The 17,952-nt window shown below is 58.2% G+C and carries 19 protein-coding genes; 2 read left to right on the plus strand and 17 right to left on the minus strand.

Translation table 11 applies throughout. The features are described 5' to 3' along the window. Positions 1–93 precede the first annotated feature (93 nt). Together RUM8411_RS02760 and RUM8411_RS02765 are read left to right on the plus strand one after the other, a co-directional pair. Complete coding sequence (locus RUM8411_RS02760) at positions 94–489, plus strand: DUF983 domain-containing protein (RefSeq protein ID WP_085821126.1); 396 nt, start codon at positions 94–96, stop codon at positions 487–489. A gap of 28 nt (positions 490–517) precedes the next feature. Beyond that, positions 518–1,219: an NUDIX hydrolase gene (locus RUM8411_RS02765; RefSeq protein WP_085821127.1), complete on the plus strand. Its 702-nt coding sequence runs from the start codon at positions 518–520 to the stop codon at positions 1,217–1,219. A 10-nt stretch (positions 1,220–1,229) separates the two neighbouring features. Here RUM8411_RS02765 and RUM8411_RS02770 read toward each other — a convergent pair whose 3' ends face one another. The 17 genes from RUM8411_RS02770 to nuoF all read right to left on the minus strand — a co-directional run bounded on the left by RUM8411_RS02770 (position 1,230) and on the right by nuoF (position 17,948). Beyond that, complete coding sequence (locus tag RUM8411_RS02770) at positions 1,230–2,897, minus strand: ribonuclease J (protein ID WP_085821128.1); 1,668 nt, start codon at positions 2,895–2,897, stop codon at positions 1,230–1,232. Continuing rightward, on the minus strand, positions 2,894–3,673 hold the full coding sequence (locus RUM8411_RS02775) for a type III pantothenate kinase (RefSeq protein WP_085821129.1): 780 nt from the start codon (positions 3,671–3,673) through the stop codon (positions 2,894–2,896). Before RUM8411_RS02775 ends, RUM8411_RS02770 begins: the two co-directional genes overlap by 4 nt. An 11-nt stretch (positions 3,674–3,684) precedes the next feature. Further along, positions 3,685–4,434, minus strand: a complete 750-nt coding sequence (locus RUM8411_RS02780) for a biotin--[acetyl-CoA-carboxylase] ligase (RefSeq protein WP_085821130.1) — start codon at positions 4,432–4,434, stop codon at positions 3,685–3,687. A 54-nt stretch (positions 4,435–4,488) separates the two neighbouring features. Next, entirely contained in the window at positions 4,489–5,931 is a 1,443-nt protein-coding gene (nuoN, locus tag RUM8411_RS02785; protein WP_085821131.1) for an NADH-quinone oxidoreductase subunit NuoN, read from the minus strand. Positions 5,932–5,946: 15 nt separating this feature from the next. Continuing rightward, positions 5,947–7,491 (minus strand): NADH-quinone oxidoreductase subunit M, encoded by a 1,545-nt coding sequence (locus tag RUM8411_RS02790; RefSeq protein ID WP_085821132.1) that lies wholly within the window; start codon positions 7,489–7,491, stop codon positions 5,947–5,949. Then, positions 7,491–9,644: an NADH-quinone oxidoreductase subunit L gene (gene nuoL / locus RUM8411_RS02795; protein ID WP_085821133.1), complete on the minus strand. Its 2,154-nt coding sequence runs from the start codon at positions 9,642–9,644 to the stop codon at positions 7,491–7,493. Before nuoL ends, RUM8411_RS02790 begins: the two co-directional genes overlap by 1 nt. Before the next feature lie 6 nt (positions 9,645–9,650). Further along, positions 9,651–9,956: an NADH-quinone oxidoreductase subunit NuoK gene (nuoK, locus tag RUM8411_RS02800; RefSeq protein WP_005984024.1), complete on the minus strand. Its 306-nt coding sequence runs from the start codon at positions 9,954–9,956 to the stop codon at positions 9,651–9,653. Beyond that, positions 9,953–10,501: a hypothetical protein gene (locus RUM8411_RS02805; protein WP_085821134.1), complete on the minus strand. Its 549-nt coding sequence runs from the start codon at positions 10,499–10,501 to the stop codon at positions 9,953–9,955. Before RUM8411_RS02805 ends, nuoK begins: the two co-directional genes overlap by 4 nt. Positions 10,502–10,584: 83 nt before the next feature. Then, positions 10,585–11,187, minus strand: coding sequence for an NADH-quinone oxidoreductase subunit J (locus RUM8411_RS02810; RefSeq protein WP_085821135.1), 603 nt, complete (start codon positions 11,185–11,187; stop codon positions 10,585–10,587). Next, entirely contained in the window at positions 11,184–11,594 is a 411-nt protein-coding gene (locus RUM8411_RS02815) for a carboxymuconolactone decarboxylase family protein (protein ID WP_085821136.1), read from the minus strand. Before RUM8411_RS02815 ends, RUM8411_RS02810 begins: the two co-directional genes overlap by 4 nt. After that, positions 11,591–12,085 carry an NADH-quinone oxidoreductase subunit NuoI gene (gene nuoI / locus RUM8411_RS02820; RefSeq protein ID WP_085821137.1) on the minus strand — a complete coding sequence of 165 codons (495 nt, stop codon included), beginning with the start codon at positions 12,083–12,085 and terminating at the stop codon, positions 11,591–11,593. Before nuoI ends, RUM8411_RS02815 begins: the two co-directional genes overlap by 4 nt. 1 nt (position 12,086) lies before the next feature. Further along, positions 12,087–13,124, minus strand: a complete 1,038-nt coding sequence (nuoH, locus tag RUM8411_RS02825; protein WP_085821138.1) for an NADH-quinone oxidoreductase subunit NuoH — start codon at positions 13,122–13,124, stop codon at positions 12,087–12,089. A gap of 192 nt (positions 13,125–13,316) precedes the next feature. Continuing rightward, a complete protein-coding gene (nuoG, locus tag RUM8411_RS02835) occupies positions 13,317–15,338 on the minus strand; it encodes an NADH-quinone oxidoreductase subunit NuoG (RefSeq protein ID WP_085821140.1) in 2,022 nt (673 codons plus the stop codon). Between the two features lie 3 nt (positions 15,339–15,341). Then, complete coding sequence (locus RUM8411_RS02840; RefSeq protein ID WP_234995118.1) at positions 15,342–15,746, minus strand: DUF5333 domain-containing protein; 405 nt, start codon at positions 15,744–15,746, stop codon at positions 15,342–15,344. Positions 15,747–15,844: 98 nt separating this feature from the next. Beyond that, on the minus strand, positions 15,845–16,228 hold the full coding sequence (locus RUM8411_RS02845) for a hypothetical protein (RefSeq protein WP_085821142.1): 384 nt from the start codon (positions 16,226–16,228) through the stop codon (positions 15,845–15,847). Continuing rightward, on the minus strand, positions 16,228–16,644 hold the full coding sequence (locus RUM8411_RS02850) for an MAPEG family protein (protein WP_085821143.1): 417 nt from the start codon (positions 16,642–16,644) through the stop codon (positions 16,228–16,230). The genes RUM8411_RS02845 and RUM8411_RS02850 overlap by 1 nt, the downstream gene beginning before the upstream one ends. A gap of 5 nt (positions 16,645–16,649) precedes the next feature. Continuing rightward, entirely contained in the window at positions 16,650–17,948 is a 1,299-nt protein-coding gene (nuoF, locus tag RUM8411_RS02855; RefSeq protein WP_085821570.1) for an NADH-quinone oxidoreductase subunit NuoF, read from the minus strand. Between the last annotated feature and the right edge of the window lie 4 nt (positions 17,949–17,952).

Raw genomic sequence — 17,952 nt, forward strand, 5'->3', positions numbered from 1 at the left:
ATCTGAGCATCGCGACACAAAGCGACGCACCCCCCTTTTCTGCGGGGTAAAACAAGCGCAATATCCCGTCAATTCGAACGCGCGAGTTTCAAAATGACAGATCAGACGATCAACACCATGACCGAAAATGACCGACCTACCAAGGCTGCCCTGATAAAGGGCTTTCGTTGCCGGTGCCCGAAATGCGGTGAGGGCAAGCTTTTGCGCGGCTACCTGAAGGTCAATGACAGCTGCAGCAATTGCGGTCAGGAACTGTTTCACCACCGGGCAGATGACGGCCCGGCCTATCTGACCATTCTGCTGGTCGGCCATCTGCTGGCCCCTGCCTTGCATCTTACTTACGTGCAGTGGCGCCCTGAACCACTGACGATGTTCCTGGCTTTTGCAATTGGCTGCACTGCCTTGTCACTGTTCCTGCTGCCCCGTTTCAAGGGGGCCGTGGTGGCCTACCAATGGGCGCGCCGCATGCACGGTTTCGAAAAAGCGTAATGACCTTGGCAACCGGGTCGCGCAGGGCATGACAGAAGACAAATCAGCAATACGGAACGCGGCTACGGTCATCGTGCTACGAGACCGCTTGACCAACCCCTCGATCCTAATGGGGCAGCGCGGCGCAAAAGCCGCCTTCATGCCGAACAAGTTTGTGTTTCCCGGTGGCGCCGTGGACGCGGCGGATTCGGATGTGTCTTTGGCGTCGAACCTGCCCGAGATTTGCAGCGAACGGCTGAGCGAACAGGCGCAGCCGGGCATGCAGAACGCTTTGGCCGCTGCCGCAATCCGTGAGTTATGGGAAGAAACCGGGCTGATGCTTGGCCAGCCCGGTGGCTGGCTCGGATCGGTGCCCGAAGATTGGCAAAGCTTTGCGGACATGGGTATTCAACCCGCGGCGGATGCGCTTCAGTTTGTGTTTCGGGCGGTGACACCTCCGGGTCGTCCGCGCCGGTTTGATGCGCGGTTCTTTCTGGTCGACGCCACAGCGATACAAGGCGACCTGGACGATTTCAGCCGTGCCTCGGACGAGCTGTCCCATTTGCAATGGGTTGCACTAGAGCGGGCGCGCGATCTGGACCTGCCCTTTATTACTGAGGTTGTGCTGGCGGAAATCGCAGCACGGATCACTGACACCGCGCCGCCCACTTCAGTCCCCTTTTACCAGCACAGCGATGAACAAAGCCTGTTCCTGCGTCTGAAGGGCTATCCGATGCCCGAAACGGACTAAGACTCGGCGCTTACTTCATTCGGCTGATCACCGTCGTCACCTCGGGCTTTTTGCCGATCTCAGATTTTGCGGTCTGCCGAACGATGCGGCGCAGGGCTTCTTCCAGTTTGTCATCATCCCGCAGGGTTTTTGCATCTGCCCGCATGAGGAACTGGTTCAGATCCTCTTCCAGTACCTCGACCAACGCCGCACGCGAGGTTCCGGTTTCGGACAACCCCATCGTATCGCACCAGGGCTCGCCCAACGGCTCGTTCTCTTCGTCCAGAATAACGGTCACAGTAACATGCCCGTTCAGCGCCATACGGATTCGGTCGCGCACAACCCCGTCCAAAGCACCAACCTTGACCGTGCCGTCCAGATAAGTCCGACCGGTTTCAATATAGTCCACCACACGCGGCGCGTTCCCGGTCAGGTCCAGCATAGTGCCGTTGACCGCCAGAATACCCGTGCGCCCACCGGCCTCGGCCAACTTGGCGTGTTCGCGCAGGTGACGGTGTTCACCATGCATCGGGATGACCATCTGCGGATCGATCAGCGCATGCACTTTCTCAAGATCCGGTCTATTGGCATGGCCCGAGACATGATAGAGACCCGAGCTGTCATCCACCACATCCACACCCTTTTCGCTGAGCTGGTTCATGATGAAGATCACGCCACGCTCATTTCCTGGGATGGTCTTGGACGAGAACAGGAACAGATCGCCCTCTTTCAACTCCAGCCCGCGATACTTACCGCGCGCCAGTTGTGCGCTGGCGGCCCGACGTTCACCCTGACTTCCGGTCACAAGTAACATCAGATTCTGGCGCGGCAGGTCGACGGCCTCTTCGGCGCTAACGACTTTGGGAAAGTCCGTCAGGATGCCGGTTTCAGTGGCCGCCTCGATCATACGTCGCATGGCGCGACCCAGCAGAACGACCGAACGCCCGGCCCGCTGCCCGGCTTCGGCCAATGTCTTCACCCGGGCCACGTTTGACGCAAAGGTCGTGGCAACCACCATACCGCTGGCGCTTTCTACCAACCTGGTGATCTCAGGGCCGACCTCGGATTCCGAGCGTCCGGCATGCTGGGAAAACACGTTTGTGCTGTCGCACACCAACGCTTTTACACCGGGCTTGGCCACCTCGGCCCACAGGTCGGGATCAAACGGCTCACCCACGATAGGGGCTGTGTCCAGCTTGAAGTCGCCCGTGTGCACGATCCGGCCCGCAGGGGTGTCAAGAACCAGCGCGGCACTTTCGGGAATCGAATGTGACACCGGTAGGAACCCGACCGAGAATGGACCTACCGAAATCTGTTCTGGCCAGGCCGAGATGGTCTGAACAGCGTCTTCGGGGTGGCCATGCTCTTCCATTTTGCGGCGCGCGATGTTGGCGGTGAACGCCCGCGCATAGATCGGCGCGCCTAGTGCGCCATAACAATGCGCCACAGCGCCGACGTGGTCCTCATGCGCGTGGGTGACAAAGACGGCCTCCAACCGGTCGGCACGTTCCTGCAACCAGGAAATATCCGCGTGGATCAGGTCAACCCCCGGCGTCGTGTCCATATCCGGAAAGGTCACCCCCAGGTCAACAAGGATCAACCGTTCTTGCCCAGGCTTGCCATAGCCATAGACATACGCGTTCATGCCAATTTCGCCTGCACCGCCCAGCGGCAGATAGATCAGTCGTTCACTGCTCATGTCGAGCCATTTTCCTTGTTATAGCGATGGATCACGGTCAGGCCGTGCATCGTCAAATCGTCTTCGATGGCGTCAAACCCGACGTCAGCCTGATCGAACAAAGGGGCCAGCCCGCCAGTTCCGATCACTTTCATCGGCATTCCATATTCTGCTTTGATCCGGGCAATCAACCCCTCGATCAGCCCGGAATAGCCCCAATACACGCCTGACTGGATACAGCCAACCGTATTCGTGCCAATCACCCTTTCCGGGCGCGTGATGTCGATATGCGGCAATGCCGCTGCCCCTTGGTGCAAAGCCTCAAGGGACAGGTTTACACCGGGCGCAATGATGCCGCCAACATATGCCCCATCCGAGGCCACAACATCAAAATTCGTAGCCGTTCCAAAATCGACGACAACCACATCGCCACCATGCCGATCGAACGCCGCCACCGCATTTGCCAACCGGTCCGGCCCGGGTACTGTCCCCTCATCAATCCGGGGCGCAACCGGCAGCAGGCATTCAGGCTTACCCACGACCAGCGGCCGACACCCAAAGAAACGATCCGCAAAAATCCGCAGGTTGAACACCACCCGGGGCACTGTTGAGGCAATTATGACATCTGTGATGTCAGCCTCGATCCCGTAATGCTTAACCAAGGTCGAATACCAGGTGAAATAGGCATCTGCCGTGCGGGAATGGTGGGTCGACGTGCGCAAGGTGCACAGAAAACTCTCACCATCCCAGATCGAGAAAACGGTGTTTGTATTGCCGCAATCAATTGCCAAAAGCATCCCGGTCTCCTTCAGAAAAACACATCCGCCGCTGGAATGCCAACGCGGCCTTTGGCGGTCTTTAGGACAAGGTTGCCGCTGCTGTCCACGGTTTCAAAGGTCCCCACCGTCTCGGACGTAGCGGTGCGGGCGGTGATGACTTCGCCCAACCGGGCTGCGCGGGACAACCACGCGGTTCGGATCGGCTCGAACCCGTAGGTGGCAAACTGGCTTTCGTACCCGGCATAAGCTGCGGCCAGTTCGGTTAGAAAATCCTCAGGCGTGACGCTGGCACCGGTTTCAGACAGCAGCGAAACAGGGCGCAGTGCACCGGGTTCTACCGCATGGCTCGGAGGAGCCTCGGACAGGTTGACGCCAATGCCGATGGACAAGTGCGACACGGCGCGTCCCTGCCCTGTGCTTTCCAAAAGTATACCAGCCAGCTTCCCACCGTTCAGCAACACATCATTAGGCCACTTAAGCGCAAAGCCAGCAGCACGCCCGGTGACCGCGACACAGGCGTCAAACAGGGCCAGCGCCGCCACAAAGCTGCGCAAGGCGGCTTGTTCAGGGCTACCGTCCGGGCGCATCAACAGAGTGGCCGCCAGATTGCCCTTAGGGTTGGCCCAAGCCCGCCCCCGTCGACCACGTGCCGAAGTTTGGCTATGCGCCATGATCCACACTGGTCCTTGCGCCGAAGGGGCAATACGGGCCGCCTCATCCAACGTACTGTCGACCTGTTGCAACACGTGCAAGCCGTATCCCTGCGGCCAGTCGGTCATGTCAAAAAGGCCCGGTTCGCCGACCGAGCCCTCTGCAATTGGGTAATTTGTATGTCAGTTGACAAGTGTCGTTGCCGCGGCTGCAGCCGCGCTTTCGATACCGAACTGATAAATCACACCGACCAGCATCATCGCCGCAGACCCCATAAGGGCAACCCACAGAACCGGGGTCGAGCGCGTCTCGATCGGGTCCTCATTCTCGTCCCCGAAATACATGTAGAACACGATCCGCAGATAATAGAACGCACCGATGACCGAGGCGATGGCCGAAACGATGACCAAGCCCGTCAGACCCGCACTGACACCGGCTTGCCACACGCCGAACTTGGCGAAAAAACCCAGCATCGGCGGCACGCCTGCAAGGCTGAACATCAAGATCAATACGGCCAATGCCTTACCGGGATCACGCTTTGAATACTGGCGCAAAGCATCGATGTCAGTGACGGGTTTTCCATCGCGCTCCATCATCAGGATGAACGCAAACGTGCCGATATTCATGGTCACATAGATCGCCAGGTACATCAGCATCGCCTTGACGCCCATTTCGGTGCCTGCCGCCAATCCAATAAGCGCATACCCCATATGGGCAATCGACGAGAACGCCATCAGACGTTTGATGTTGCGCTGACCGATGGCCGCAACTGCGCCCAGCAGCATCGACAGAACCGAAAGCAGCACAATCACCTGCTGCCAGTCTTTCACCACTCCACCAAAGGCGTCATGCAGCACCCGCGCAAACAGGGCCATCGCAGCCACCTTGGGCGCGGTTGCGAAGAAAGCTGTAATCGGCGTAGGCGAGCCTTCATATACGTCCGGTGTCCACATATGGAACGGCACGGCCGAGACCTTGAACGCCAGGCCCGAGATCAGGAAGATCAGGCCGAAGAGCAGACCAACTGAAACCTCTCCGTGATGGACAGTCTGGATGATGCCCGAGAACAGCGTGGTGCCGGTAAAGCCATAGACCAGCGATGCACCGTACAGCAGCAGGCCCGAGCTGAGCGCACCCAGTACAAAGTACTTCAGACCGGCTTCGGTGGATTTGGCGCTGTCACGACGCAATGCGGCCACAACATACAAGGACAGCGATTGCAGCTCCAGTCCCATATACAGAGACATCAGGTCGCCTGCGCTGACCATCATCATCATGCCCACGGCGGCCAGCGCCACCAGCAGGGGATATTCGAACCGCAACAGATCGCGCCGCGCCATGTAGTCCTGGCTCATCACCAGAACCGCAGCTGCAGACAAAAGGATTGTCACCTTGGCAAAGCGAGAGAACCCGTCATCCACAAACATGCCGTTGAACGCCACGTTGACACCGTCGCCGTTTGTGGCGATCCAGAAGGCCAGCAGCGCCATCAGCGCCGCCGTCGTCCAGACCAAAACCGAAGCCAGCCCGTCTTTCGTCGTGTAAACGGCCCCAATCAAAGCGACCATCGCATAGACAGCCAGAACGATCTCCGGCAGGATTATTGTCAGATCAGCCTGGATCATGTCTCCAAAGCTCCCTTAATGCGAGGCGGCCGTCTGGGTCACGGCTTCAGCCGCGGCCAGAGCCGTGTCATAGTTCAAAATCAGCGCAGCGGTCGAGTTGCCGATCACATCGGTTACCAGCGACGGGTAGACCCCCAGCAGGATGGTCATCACGATCAGCGGCGCAAAGATCAGCCGCTCGCGCGAGCTCATGTCCGTCATCGCCTTGAGGCTTTCCTTGATCAGGTCACCAAATACCACGCGGCGATAAAGCCATAGCGCGTATGCAGCCGAGAAGATCACACCGCTTGCTGCCACAGCCGTCACCCAGGTGTTGACCTGGAAGGCGCCCATCAGCGTCAGGAATTCCCCGATAAAGCCGCTGGTCCCCGGCAGGCCGACATTGGCCATGGTGAACAGCATGAAGACCAAGGCATACGCGGGCATCCGTATCACCAGACCGCCATAAGCTTCGATATCGCGGGTATGCATCCGGTCATAGATTACTCCGACACACAGGAACAGCGCCGCCGAGATGAACCCATGGCTGAGCATCTGAAATATGGCCCCGTCGATCCCCTGCTGGTTCGCGGCAAAAATCCCCATGGTCACAAAGCCCATATGCGCGACCGAGGAATAGGCGATCAGCTTTTTCATGTCTTCCTGCACCAGCGCCACCAGCGAGGTGTAGACAACGGCAATCGCCGACATCCACAGCACCAGATCGGTCATCACGGCTGACCCCACCGGGAACATCGGCAGACTGAACCGCAAGAAGCCATAGCCACCCATCTTCAACAGGATCGCCGCAAGCACGACGGACCCCGCCGTGGGTGCCTGCACGTGCGCGTCCGGCAACCAGGTATGAACCGGCCACATCGGCATCTTGACGGCAAAACTGGCGAAGAATGCCAGGAACATCAGCGTTTGCATGCCGCCTACGACGTAGACACCCAGCACGCTGAACCCGTCAGATGAGAAATGATGCGTCATCAGCGCCGGGATGTCTGTGGTGCCGGCATCCGCATACATCGCAACCATCGCCACCAGCATCAGGACCGAGCCGAAAAACGTGTAAAGGAAGAACTTGAAGCTCGCATAGATGCGCTCTTTACCGCCCCAGATACCGATGATCAGGAACATCGGGATCAGGCCGGCCTCGAAGAACAGGTAAAACAGCACCAGATCCAGCGCCATGAACACGCCCAGCATCAGCGTTTCCAGCAACAGGAACGCGATCATGTATTCCTTGACGCGGTCGGTCACGTTCCAGCTGGCCAGGATTGTCAGCGGCATGATGAACGTGGTCAGAAGCACGAACAGAACGCTGATGCCGTCCACGCCCATTTTGTACTTCAGACCCAGCAGCCACTGGCCTTCTTCCACCATCTGGAAGCCGGTGTTGGACGGATCGAAACCTGTGTAGATACCGATCGAGACAAGAAACGTCACCGTAGTTGCAACCAGCGCGACCCATTTTGCGTTGCGCTGTGCGGCCACGTCCTCGCCATGCAGGAACAGGGCCAGAATGCCTGCCGCCACGGCCGGAATGAAGGTGACGATCGAGAGGATGTTATCCATTAGTGGGCGCCTCCGCCGATCGACATCCAGGTGACCAGGGCTGCTAGCCCCAAAACCATCCAGAAGGCGTAAGTAAAGATGTAGCCCGTCTGCGCCTTTCCTGCGAGGCGGGTAAAGAAGGGAACAACGCCCATCGCGATCCCGTTCAGGAAGCCGTCGATGGTGTTGCCATCGCCGCGTTTCCACAGGAACCGGCCTATTGCCAAGGTGGGTTTGACAAAAATCGCATCGTAGATCTCGTCAAAATACCATTTGTTCAGCAGGAACAGGTACAGCGGACGCTGGTTCGCTGCCAGACGTGCGGGCAGCGACGTGTTCACGATGTAGAACCAATAGGCCACGAAAAAGCCCAGCGCCATCGCGACAAAAGGCGAGACCTTGACCCATTTTGGGGCTGCATGCGCATCGTCCAGAACATGGTTGTCCGGCCCCATGTAAATCGCGCCCTCTCCAGGCTCACCGGCAAACACATAGTGATGATCGCCGCCATGGGCCGCTTTTTCATCATGTGCAGCATCATCGCCGTGGCCGTCATCCGCGTGCGCTTCATCAGCATGCGTGTCGTCACCATGGGTCGCATCGGCAGTGCCGTGATCACCAGCTTCAGCATGCTCGGACGCCTCGGCCACCGGAATGCCATAGAACTTGCCAACCTTATCCGCGTGGCCAAAGAAGTTGCCATACCAGATCATCCCGGCAAACACCGCGCCCAGGGATAGAACCCCTAGCGGGACCAGCATGGACATCGGGCTTTCGTGCGCGTGCTCATGGGTGTGCTTGTCGCCCCGCTCTTCGCCATAGAAGGTCAGGAAGATCAAGCGCCAGCTGTAGAATGAAGTGAACGCAGCCGCTATCACCAGCATCCAGAACGCATAGCCCGTGCCACCGGCAAAGGCGCTTTCGATAATCGCGTCCTTGGACAGGAAGCCAGCGAACCCGATCTGAGTCAGTGGAATGCCAACACCGGTGATGGCCAGCGTGCCGATCATCATCGCAGCGAAAGTAAAGGGAATCTTCTTCCGCAAACCGCCGTATTCGGTCATCTCCTGCTCGTGATGCATGGCGTGGATGACCGATCCTGCGCCAAGGAACAACAGCGCCTTGAAGAACGCGTGTGTCAGCAGGTGGAACATCGCTGCCGAATACATGCCAACACCGGCGGCCACAAACATGTAGCCCAGCTGTGAACAGGTCGAATAGGCGATCACCCGTTTGATGTCGGTCTGTACCAGACCCACGGTCGCGGCAAAAAACGCGGTCGAGGCACCCAGGAAGGTGATGAACCCGGTCGCACCCGGCGCGAACTCCATCAGGGGCGACATGCGGCAGATCAGGAACACGCCAGCCGTCACCATGGTCGCAGCGTGGATCAGTGCCGACACAGGCGTCGGGCCTTCCATCGCGTCCGGCAACCAAGTGTGCAGGATCAGCTGCGCCGATTTCCCCATGGCGCCGATGAACAGCAGCACGCAGATCACTTCGATGGCGCTCCATTCGCCCCACAGGAAGTGCAGTTGTGTCTCTGCCAGTTTCGGAGCCGAGGCGAAGATGTCTGAGAAGTTGATGCTGTCGGTCAGCAGGAACAGCGCAAAAATCCCCAGCGCAAAGCCAAAGTCACCAACCCGGTTGACGATGAACGCTTTCATCGCGGCGGCATTGGCGGTCGGTTTGCGATAGTAGAACCCGATCAACAGATAGGACGCGACGCCTACACCTTCCCAGCCAAAGAACATCTGAACCAGATTGTCCGCCGTCACCAGCATCAGCATGGCGAATGTAAAGAACGACAGATAGGCAAAGAAGCGCGGCTTATAGCTTTCGCCCTCACGCCATTGCGGGTCGTTGTCCATGTAGCCAAAGGAATACAGGTGCACCAGCGCAGAGACGGTCGTCACCACAATCAGCATGATCGCGGTCAACCGGTCCAGACGCACCGCCCAGCTTGTCGACAGCGAACCGCTTTCGATCCAGCGCATGATCTCGATCTGCTGGGTGTGACCGTCAAAGGTGAAGAAGATGATCCAGCTGAGCAGACAGGCCAGAAACAGCAGGCCCGTGGCGGTCCACATTGCAGCTTTCTCACCAATGAATCGCCAGCCAAAACCGCAGATCAGCGCGCCCACCAGAGGGGCAAAGAGGATGGTGGTTTCCATATTCTCTTACCCCTTCATCATATTGACATCTTCAACCGCGATGGTGCCACGGTTGCGGAAGAAACAAACCAGAATGGCCAGCCCGATCGCCGCCTCGGCCGCCGCCACGGTCAAGACGAACAGCGTAAACACCTGCCCGACCAAATCGCCCAGAAAGCTGGAGAACGCCACAAGGTTGATATTCACCGCCAGCAGCATCAACTCGATGCTCATCAGCAGGATGATGACGTTCTTGCGGTTCAGGAAGAGACCGAAGATGCCGATGACGAACAGCGTCGCCGCGACCGTCAGATAGTGTTCAAGTCCGATCATAGCTTCGCTCCTGGCGAGTCGGGGTAGTAGAGTTTGCAGCCGCAAAAAGCGTCTATCGAATCGTTGCCCAAACGGTATTCGTAGAATTCCTCGAATTCGCTTTCGTCGTATGAACGAAGTCCAATCTCCGACGCTTGGGCGCGCAAATCACTAACGTTGTCAATTTTAGAAAGCTCTAGCGGGCCTTCGGGCGCTAGATGGTGTCCAATTAGGCTTGGCGTATATCCCGCAATGTGAGCTTGACCTTCTTCCGGATAAGGTCCTTTCCCAAGCAGGATGGCAGCCTGCACATTCTGGCAATCGGTGATCACCAAGTTGGTTTCAGGATTACAAGCATCCAGACTGTGGACCGTTTGCACCAGCAAGCCTGATTTGATCTTGTTAACTGGTGTACCAAAATAATCATCGTATTCGCCAGCAAAGGCAAAACTGCAGTACTGCCCACGGGCAACCGGAAATATGCCCTCACCACCTTCTTGGTCGCGGATCTTTTCGAGGACATCCCAATGAAACTCTGTACCCGTATCCATCAGGAAGCCCGCCATTGAGGCTGTCGAACAAGCATAGGAAGCACCGCTTGACGCAACCCAAGCGAAACAGATCGCTGGGATATGCTTCGTTATTTTTTTCACAACCCCTGCCCCGGTTTCACGTCCTTCAACTCCATCGCCTTGGCCGGGTCGCGCATCATCTGGCCGATGATGTCCTGACGCTTGATGTCCTTGCGGTGGCGCAGCGTCAGAACGATGGCGCCGATCATGGCCACCAGCAGGATCAGGCCCGCCAGTTGGAACAGAAGGAAGTATTGATCGTACAGGATGACACCCAACGCCTCGGTGTTATGGCGATCCACTGGTACCGGCTGCGCCAGATTGGCAGCGGCTCCTTGCGCGCTATCCCAAGCGCCAAAGGCCATGACGAACTGCATCAGGATGACCAGACCGATCAGCAAGGCCAACGGCATATAGCGCGCCATCTCAGCCTTGAGCTCGGCAAAGTCCACGTCCAGCATCATCACCACGAACAGGAACAGCACTGCGACCGCGCCGACATAGACGATGATCAGCAGCATCGCCACGAACTCGGCCCCCAGCAGCACGAACAGACCTGCCGAGGAGAGAAAGGACAGGATCAACCAGAGCACCGAGTGTACCGGCTGGCGGCTGATCACCGTGAACAGCCCGCCGGTGATGGCGCTGATGGCAAACAGGTAGAAGGCAAAGACGGTCATTGATCCTCATCCCCGTTGTCACCCATGACCTCTTTCGCCAGGTCCAGCGCGCGGGTCATGGCCGGGATGCCGGCAAAGACCGACATCTGACCAATCGTTTCCACGATCTCTTGTTTCTTGGCTCCGGCCTCCAGTGCGTGGCGCACGGTCTGACGCACGGCGCTGTCAGCTTGTGCGCCCTGACAGGTCAGCCCGGCCAGCGTCAGCAACAGTCGGGTTTTGGCGTCCAGCCCCTCTTTGTTGACGGTGTTGCCAAACATCATCTCCATGACCTCTTTCGGCATGGTCGGCCAAAGCGACTCGAACCCCTGTGGCGAAAAATTCTCGAGCCCCGGATTCAAAGACTTGGCCATATCCTGGGCCTGTTTGAGCATCTGTTCGAACGGATTTTTCGGTGTGTCAGTCATCGGTACGGTGCATCCATTTCCAGATTTCGCGCGATTTCGGATTCCCAGCGTTCACCATTCGACAAGAGTTTCTCCTTGTCATAAAATAGCTCTTCACGGGTTTCCGTGGCGAATTCAAAATTCGGGCCTTCGACAATGGCATCCACCGGGCAGGCCTCTTGGCAGAAGCCGCAATAGATGCACTTGGTCATGTCGATGTCATAGCGTGTGGTGCGGCGGCTGCCGTCCTCGCGTGGTTCGGCATCGATGGTGATCGCTTGGGCCGGGCAGATCGCCTCGCAGAGTTTACAGGCGATGCAGCGTTCTTCGCCATTGGGATAGCGGCGCAGAGCGTGCTCACCCCGGAACCGCGGCGACAGCGGGCCCTTTTCATGCGGGTAGTTGATGGTGGCCTTGGGGGCGAAGAAATACTTCAAACCCAATTTCATGCCGACCCAGAAGTCCTGCAGCAGAAAATACTTGGCGGCGCGGGTGTAGTCGATTTGGGTCATCTCAGCCTCCTACGCTCCAACGGGCGTAAGCGCCCCAGAACCAGTCGAATTTTGCTGCAAAGGCCACAAAGACCACCCAGGCCAGCGAGAACGGCAGGAACACTTTCCAGCCCAGCCGCATCAGCTGGTCATAGCGGTAGCGCGGCGTGATCGCCTTGACCATCGCAAAGAGGAAGAAGAAGAACGCCATCTTAGCGACCATCCACAGCACGCCGTCGGGCAGGCCCGGGATAGGCGACAGCCAACCGCCGAAGAACAGCAGCGTGGTCAAGGCGCACATCAGGAAGATCGCGATGTATTCACCCGCCATGAACAGCAGGAACGGCGTGGCCGAGTATTCGACCTGATAGCCTGCGACCAGTTCTGATTCCGCCTCGGGCAGGTCAAATGGCGGGCGATTGGTTTCCGCCAGCGCCGAGATGAAGAACAGGAACACCATCGGGAAATGCGGCAGCCAGTACCAGTTGAACAGGCCCAGATTGCCGTCCTGTGCCTGTACGATGGCGCCAAAATTCATCGAGCCCGTCGACAGGATCACACCGATGATGATCAGACCGATGGACACCTCGTAAGATATCATCTGCGCTGCGGACCGCAGCGAGCCCAGGAACGGGTACTTTGAGTTCGACGCCCAACCGCCCATAATCACGCCATAAACTTCCAGCGAGGATACGGCAAAAACGTACAAGATCGCCACGTTGATATCTGACAGCACCCAGCCGTCGTTGAACGGGATCACCGCCCAGGCGATCATTGCCAGAACAAAGGAGGTCAACGGCGCGAGGATAAAGACCGTACGATCGGCCCCAGCGGGTATCACCACTTCTTTGACCACATATTTCAGCGCATCCGCTACCGATTGCAGCAAGCCATAGACGCCAACAACATTGGGCCCGCGGCGCATCTGAACCGCGGCCCAGATCTTGCGGTCGCCATAGACAAGGAACAACAGCGAGATCATCACAAAAGCCACAACTGCCAGCACTTGCGCCAGAATGATGATGGCTATTCCGCCTGGGGTGTTAAAGAAATCAGCCATTGGTCCTCACACCGTGGGTATTCCGTTTTCCGCGCGCGATGCAGAGGCCATGTGCCTGCGCAATCTGCGGCTGGGTCGGCGCGTTGGTGTAAACAGCATCTACCGCCGCTACGCCACCCTTTTTCTTGCGTTCCATACGCAAATCAGACGCGTCACATCGCGCGCTTGTCTGTGATATGAAACGGATTTGGTTCATTCCGCTGCGATCTTTCCGGCGGTTCGGGCCTGCGACTGCGCAGACAGCTCAGCCATGAGCTGCGAGGCACGGGCAATCGGGTTGGTCAGATAGAAATCCTTGATCGTGTTGCGGAAGGCAGCTTTGCCAAGCGACCCGGTCTGCAAAGCCTGTACGTCGTTTTCGACCACCTCATCGATGCGCGCCAGATGCGGCACAGCTTTGATCAAAGCGGTACGCAGCTGTGCCAGTGAGTCGAAGGGCAGTGTTGCGCCCAGTTCTGCCGACAAAGCCCGCAAAATAGCCCAGTTTTCCTTGGCCTCGCCCGGTGCAAAACCAGCACGCATGGCCAATTGCGGACGGCCTTCGGTGTTCACGAACAAACCGTTTTCTTCGGTGTAGGCCGCCGCCGGCAGGATCACGTCGGCGCGGTGCGCGCCCCGGTCGCCATGGCTGCCCTGATAGATGACAAAGCCACCCTCACCGATTTCTACCTCATCCGCGCCGAGGTTATAGATCACATCAGCCGCGCTGACCGCGTCCATCCCAGCTGGGTTGGTGGCATCCACATCCATTGCACCGACGCGACTGGCGGCGGTGTGCAGAACAATCAGCCCGCTTTCTGTATTGGCAGCAACGGTTTGCGCGGCGGCCAATACCGCAGCGCCGTCCGCCTCTTGCAGTGCTCCTTGCCCAATGATGACCAGCGAGGGCTTGCCCTTGATCTCATCATCACCACCCATATCGACAACCTGTTGCAAAGCCGCCCGGTCATCGCCGACATGGTGGTAATCATATGTCAGTTCGACCTTGGAGCCGACCAGCGCCACCTCGGCCCCTTGCACCCAAGCTTTGCGGATGCGCGCGTTCAAAACCGGCGCCTCGTCGCGCGGGTTGGTGCCGATCATCAAGATACGCTCGGCTGAATCGATATCCTCGATCCTGGCAGTCCCGGCATAGGCACCCCGATTGCCCACAGGCAGCTTGGCCCCGTCAGTGCGGCATTCGACAACACCGCCCTGCCCTTCGATCAGATGTTTCAACGCATATGCGGCCTCAACCGAAGCCAGGTCACCGACGATCCCCGCAGGTTTCTCAGCCCCTTTCAGCGCCTCAGCCGCCTTGGTCAGAGCTTCAGGCCATGTGGCCGGGCGCAGCTTGCCATTTTCTCGGACATAAGGCTGATCCAGACGCTGTCGGCGCAAACCATCCCAGACAAACCGGGTCTTGTCGCTGATCCATTCTTCGTTGATGCCGTCATGGTTGCGCGGCAGAAACCGCATCACTTCACGGCCCTTGGTATCCACGCGGATATTTGCGCCCAAGGCATCCATGACGTCGATGGATTCCGTCTTGGTCAGCTCCCATGGACGCGCGGTAAAGGCGTAAGGCTTCGACGTCAGCGCCCCTACCGGGCACAGGTCAATAATGTTGCCCTGCAGGTTCGAATCCAGCGTCTGATTCAGATACGAGGTGATCTCGGCGTCCTCGCCACGCCCGGTCTGACCCATCTGGGTGATCCCCGCGACCTCGGATGTGAACCGCACGCAGCGGGTGCAGCTGATGCAGCGGGTCATCGCGGTGCCGACCAGTGGCCCCAGATCCAGATCGTCCACCGCACGCTTGGCTTCCTTGAACCGCGTGCCCGACAGACCATAGGCCATGGCCTGATCCTGCAAATCGCATTCGCCGCCCTGATCACAGATCGGGCAGTCCAGCGGATGGTTGATCAGCAGGAACTCCATCACGCCTTCGCGGGCCTTCTTGACCATGGGCGAGTTTGTCTTGACCACCGGCGGCTGTCCTTCCGGACCGGGGCGCAAATCGCGAACCTGCATCGCGCAAGAGGCTGCAGGTTTCGGCGGGCCGCCGACAACTTCGACCAGACACATCCGACAGTTCCCAGCAATCGACAGACGCTCGTGATAGCAAAAGCGCGGCACCTCGACCCCGGCCTGTTCGCAGGCCTGGATCAGGGTCATCGCACCGTCGACTTCGATTTCCTGCCCGTCGATGTTTACCTTGCGGAGGTCAGACATGGTCTAGTTCGCCCTCAAATACACGCCGATGGCGCTGTTTCTTTCGATTTCCGCACGCCCCAGCGCACAGAAGGAATTTGGGTTGTCATAGGCGACGTTGTTTTGGGCCAGATAAGCTTCGCCCTTGGCGCGCATCCGGTCCTTTTCGGCGTCTGAACCCACGTAGTCCCGGATTTCCTTATCCGAGTAGCCCAGCTTGTTCGCTTTGGACCGCAGTCCCCACATCACTCCAATCGCCTTCATCCGGCGCCCACTGATCGACGGGCAATACTCCGAAATCTCGTTTGCGATCGCGATGTAATAGAGCTCGTTGTCGATCTCTTTGACTTCGCGCAAGGGGGGGTTGGCCTCGGCCATTACCGGCAGTGTCATCAGCGACACCAAGGCAAGCGTTTTCATACCAGACATAACAATTCCTTTCGTCTTGGAAACTCCAAGACGACCGGTGGTCGGGTTGCTATGCAATAACACCCGCCGCGTCATGACGTGATATGCGGAACTATGCGTCATGGCCGTTGGCAGGTTCCTGCAAATGTCAGGTTGTCATCGGTGATACGCAGGTTCTGCGGGTCGGTATCCGGACCCACTTTCCATTCAATTCTCGAGGACCCGAAACTTGCGATGCAGAATTTGATTCCTTCGTATCGCCCGGCTTCGCGCGCGCCATCCAGCGAAGCTGAGGCACCTTTCACGACAACGGTGAAATCCGCAGGCGAGGCTTTCTTATCGACTGGCTTTGCCTTGGCCCTGAACGCCTTACCGTCGAACAAAATTCGATCATCAGACGGGGTGACAAGCCCACAGGCCGAAACCGCGGACAACAGGACAACAGCGCACAAGACTGCAGTGCGACGGGCTTTTGATGGGGCTTGTTTATTGCGCACCAACATCAAAACGCCGCCACCAAAGCCATCAAACCCATCACGAACATGCAGACCCACGCAAGAACATAAAGAATAGACCGCGGCCCCGCGTTAGGTTTTCCGATGCCCCGTAAATGCACAAACAGCATCAACAGACGCGCCAGCAGCGCGACCGAGGCAAGAAGGTTCACCCAGAACGGGTTGACCCCCATCAGGATCGCCGCGACCGTCACCGCCGCAAAAGCAGGCAAGGTCTCGGTCCCGTTCAGATAGGCACGGTTCAAGCGATACGCCTGGTCTCCATAGTCCTGATCAGGCGTCGCGCCCGGTGCCAGGCCTTTCCCCTGTTTGGCCAGGGCCGTGAACGGAGCCATGAAAAGAACGACAAGGGTGAAAATCACCACTGACGCAACTGCATGTCCATAATCTGCGAATACTTCCATTGGTATCACTCCGCCGCCATCGCACCCATGCGGCCCGTTTTCTGAGCCTTGATACGGTCTTCTATTTCCTCGCGGAAGTTGCGGATCAGCCCCTGGATCGGCCAAGCCGCGGCATCCCCCAGCGCACAGATCGTGTGGCCTTCGACCTGTTTGGTCACATCAAACAGCATATCGATTTCTTCCAGTTCCGCCTCGCCGCGCACAAGACGGTCCATGACCCGCATCATCCAGCCGGTCCCTTCCCGGCACGGCGTACACTGACCACAGCTTTCGTGTTTGTAAAACTTCGACAGGCGCCAGATCGCCTTGATGATATCGGTGGATTTGTCCATCACGATCACCGCCGCCGTTCCAAGGCCCGAGCCCAGATCGTTGCGCAGGTGGTCGAAATCCATGATCGCGTCGCGCATGTTCTCACCGCGCACACAAGGCACGGACGAGCCGCCCGGGATCACCGCCAGCAGGTTGTCCCAACCACCACGAATGCCACCGCAATGGGTCTCGATCAGCTGTTCGAACGGGATCGACATCGCCTCTTCGACGACGCACGGGTTGTTCACATGGCCCGAAATCGCAAACAGTTTGGTGCCTGCATTATTCTGACGGCCAAAGCCTGCAAACCAGTCCGCCCCACGACGCAAGATGGTCGGCACTACGGCAATCGACTCCACGTTGTTCACAGTAGTTGGGCAGCCATAAAGACCAGCACCTGCCGGAAACGGTGGCTTCATCCGCGGCATGCCCTTCTTGCCCTCAAGGCTTTCGATCAGAGCGGTTTCTTCACCACAGATATAGGCGCCTGCCCCGTGATGCAGGAACAAGTCGAAATCCCAGCCGGACCCGGCTGCGTTCTTTCCCAGCAAACCTGCGTCGTAGGCTTCATCAATCGCGGCCTGCAGCGCCTCACGCTCGCGGATGTATTCGCCACGCAGGTAAATATAGCAGGTATGCGCATTCATCGCGAAAGACGCGATCAGGCACCCTTCGATCAGCGTATGCGGGTCATGGCGCATGATTTCGCGGTCTTTGCAGGTTCCGGGCTCGGATTCATCCGCGTTCACAACCAGATAGGCAGGACGCCCGTCGCTTTCCTTGGGCATGAACGACCATTTCAGACCGGTCGGGAACCCCGCGCCACCGCGACCGCGCAGTCCGGAATCCTTCATCGTCTGGATGATCCAGTCCCGCCCATTGCCGATCAAGCCAGCAGTGCCGTCCCAATGCCCGCGGGCCTGGGCACCGTTCAGCGTGCGCTCGTGCATCCCGTAGATGTTGGTAAAGATCCGGTCCTGATCCTTCAGCATCATG

The organism is Ruegeria meonggei (genome assembly GCF_900172215.1).
In the GTDB taxonomy this organism is placed as follows: domain Bacteria; phylum Pseudomonadota; class Alphaproteobacteria; order Rhodobacterales; family Rhodobacteraceae; genus Ruegeria; species Ruegeria meonggei.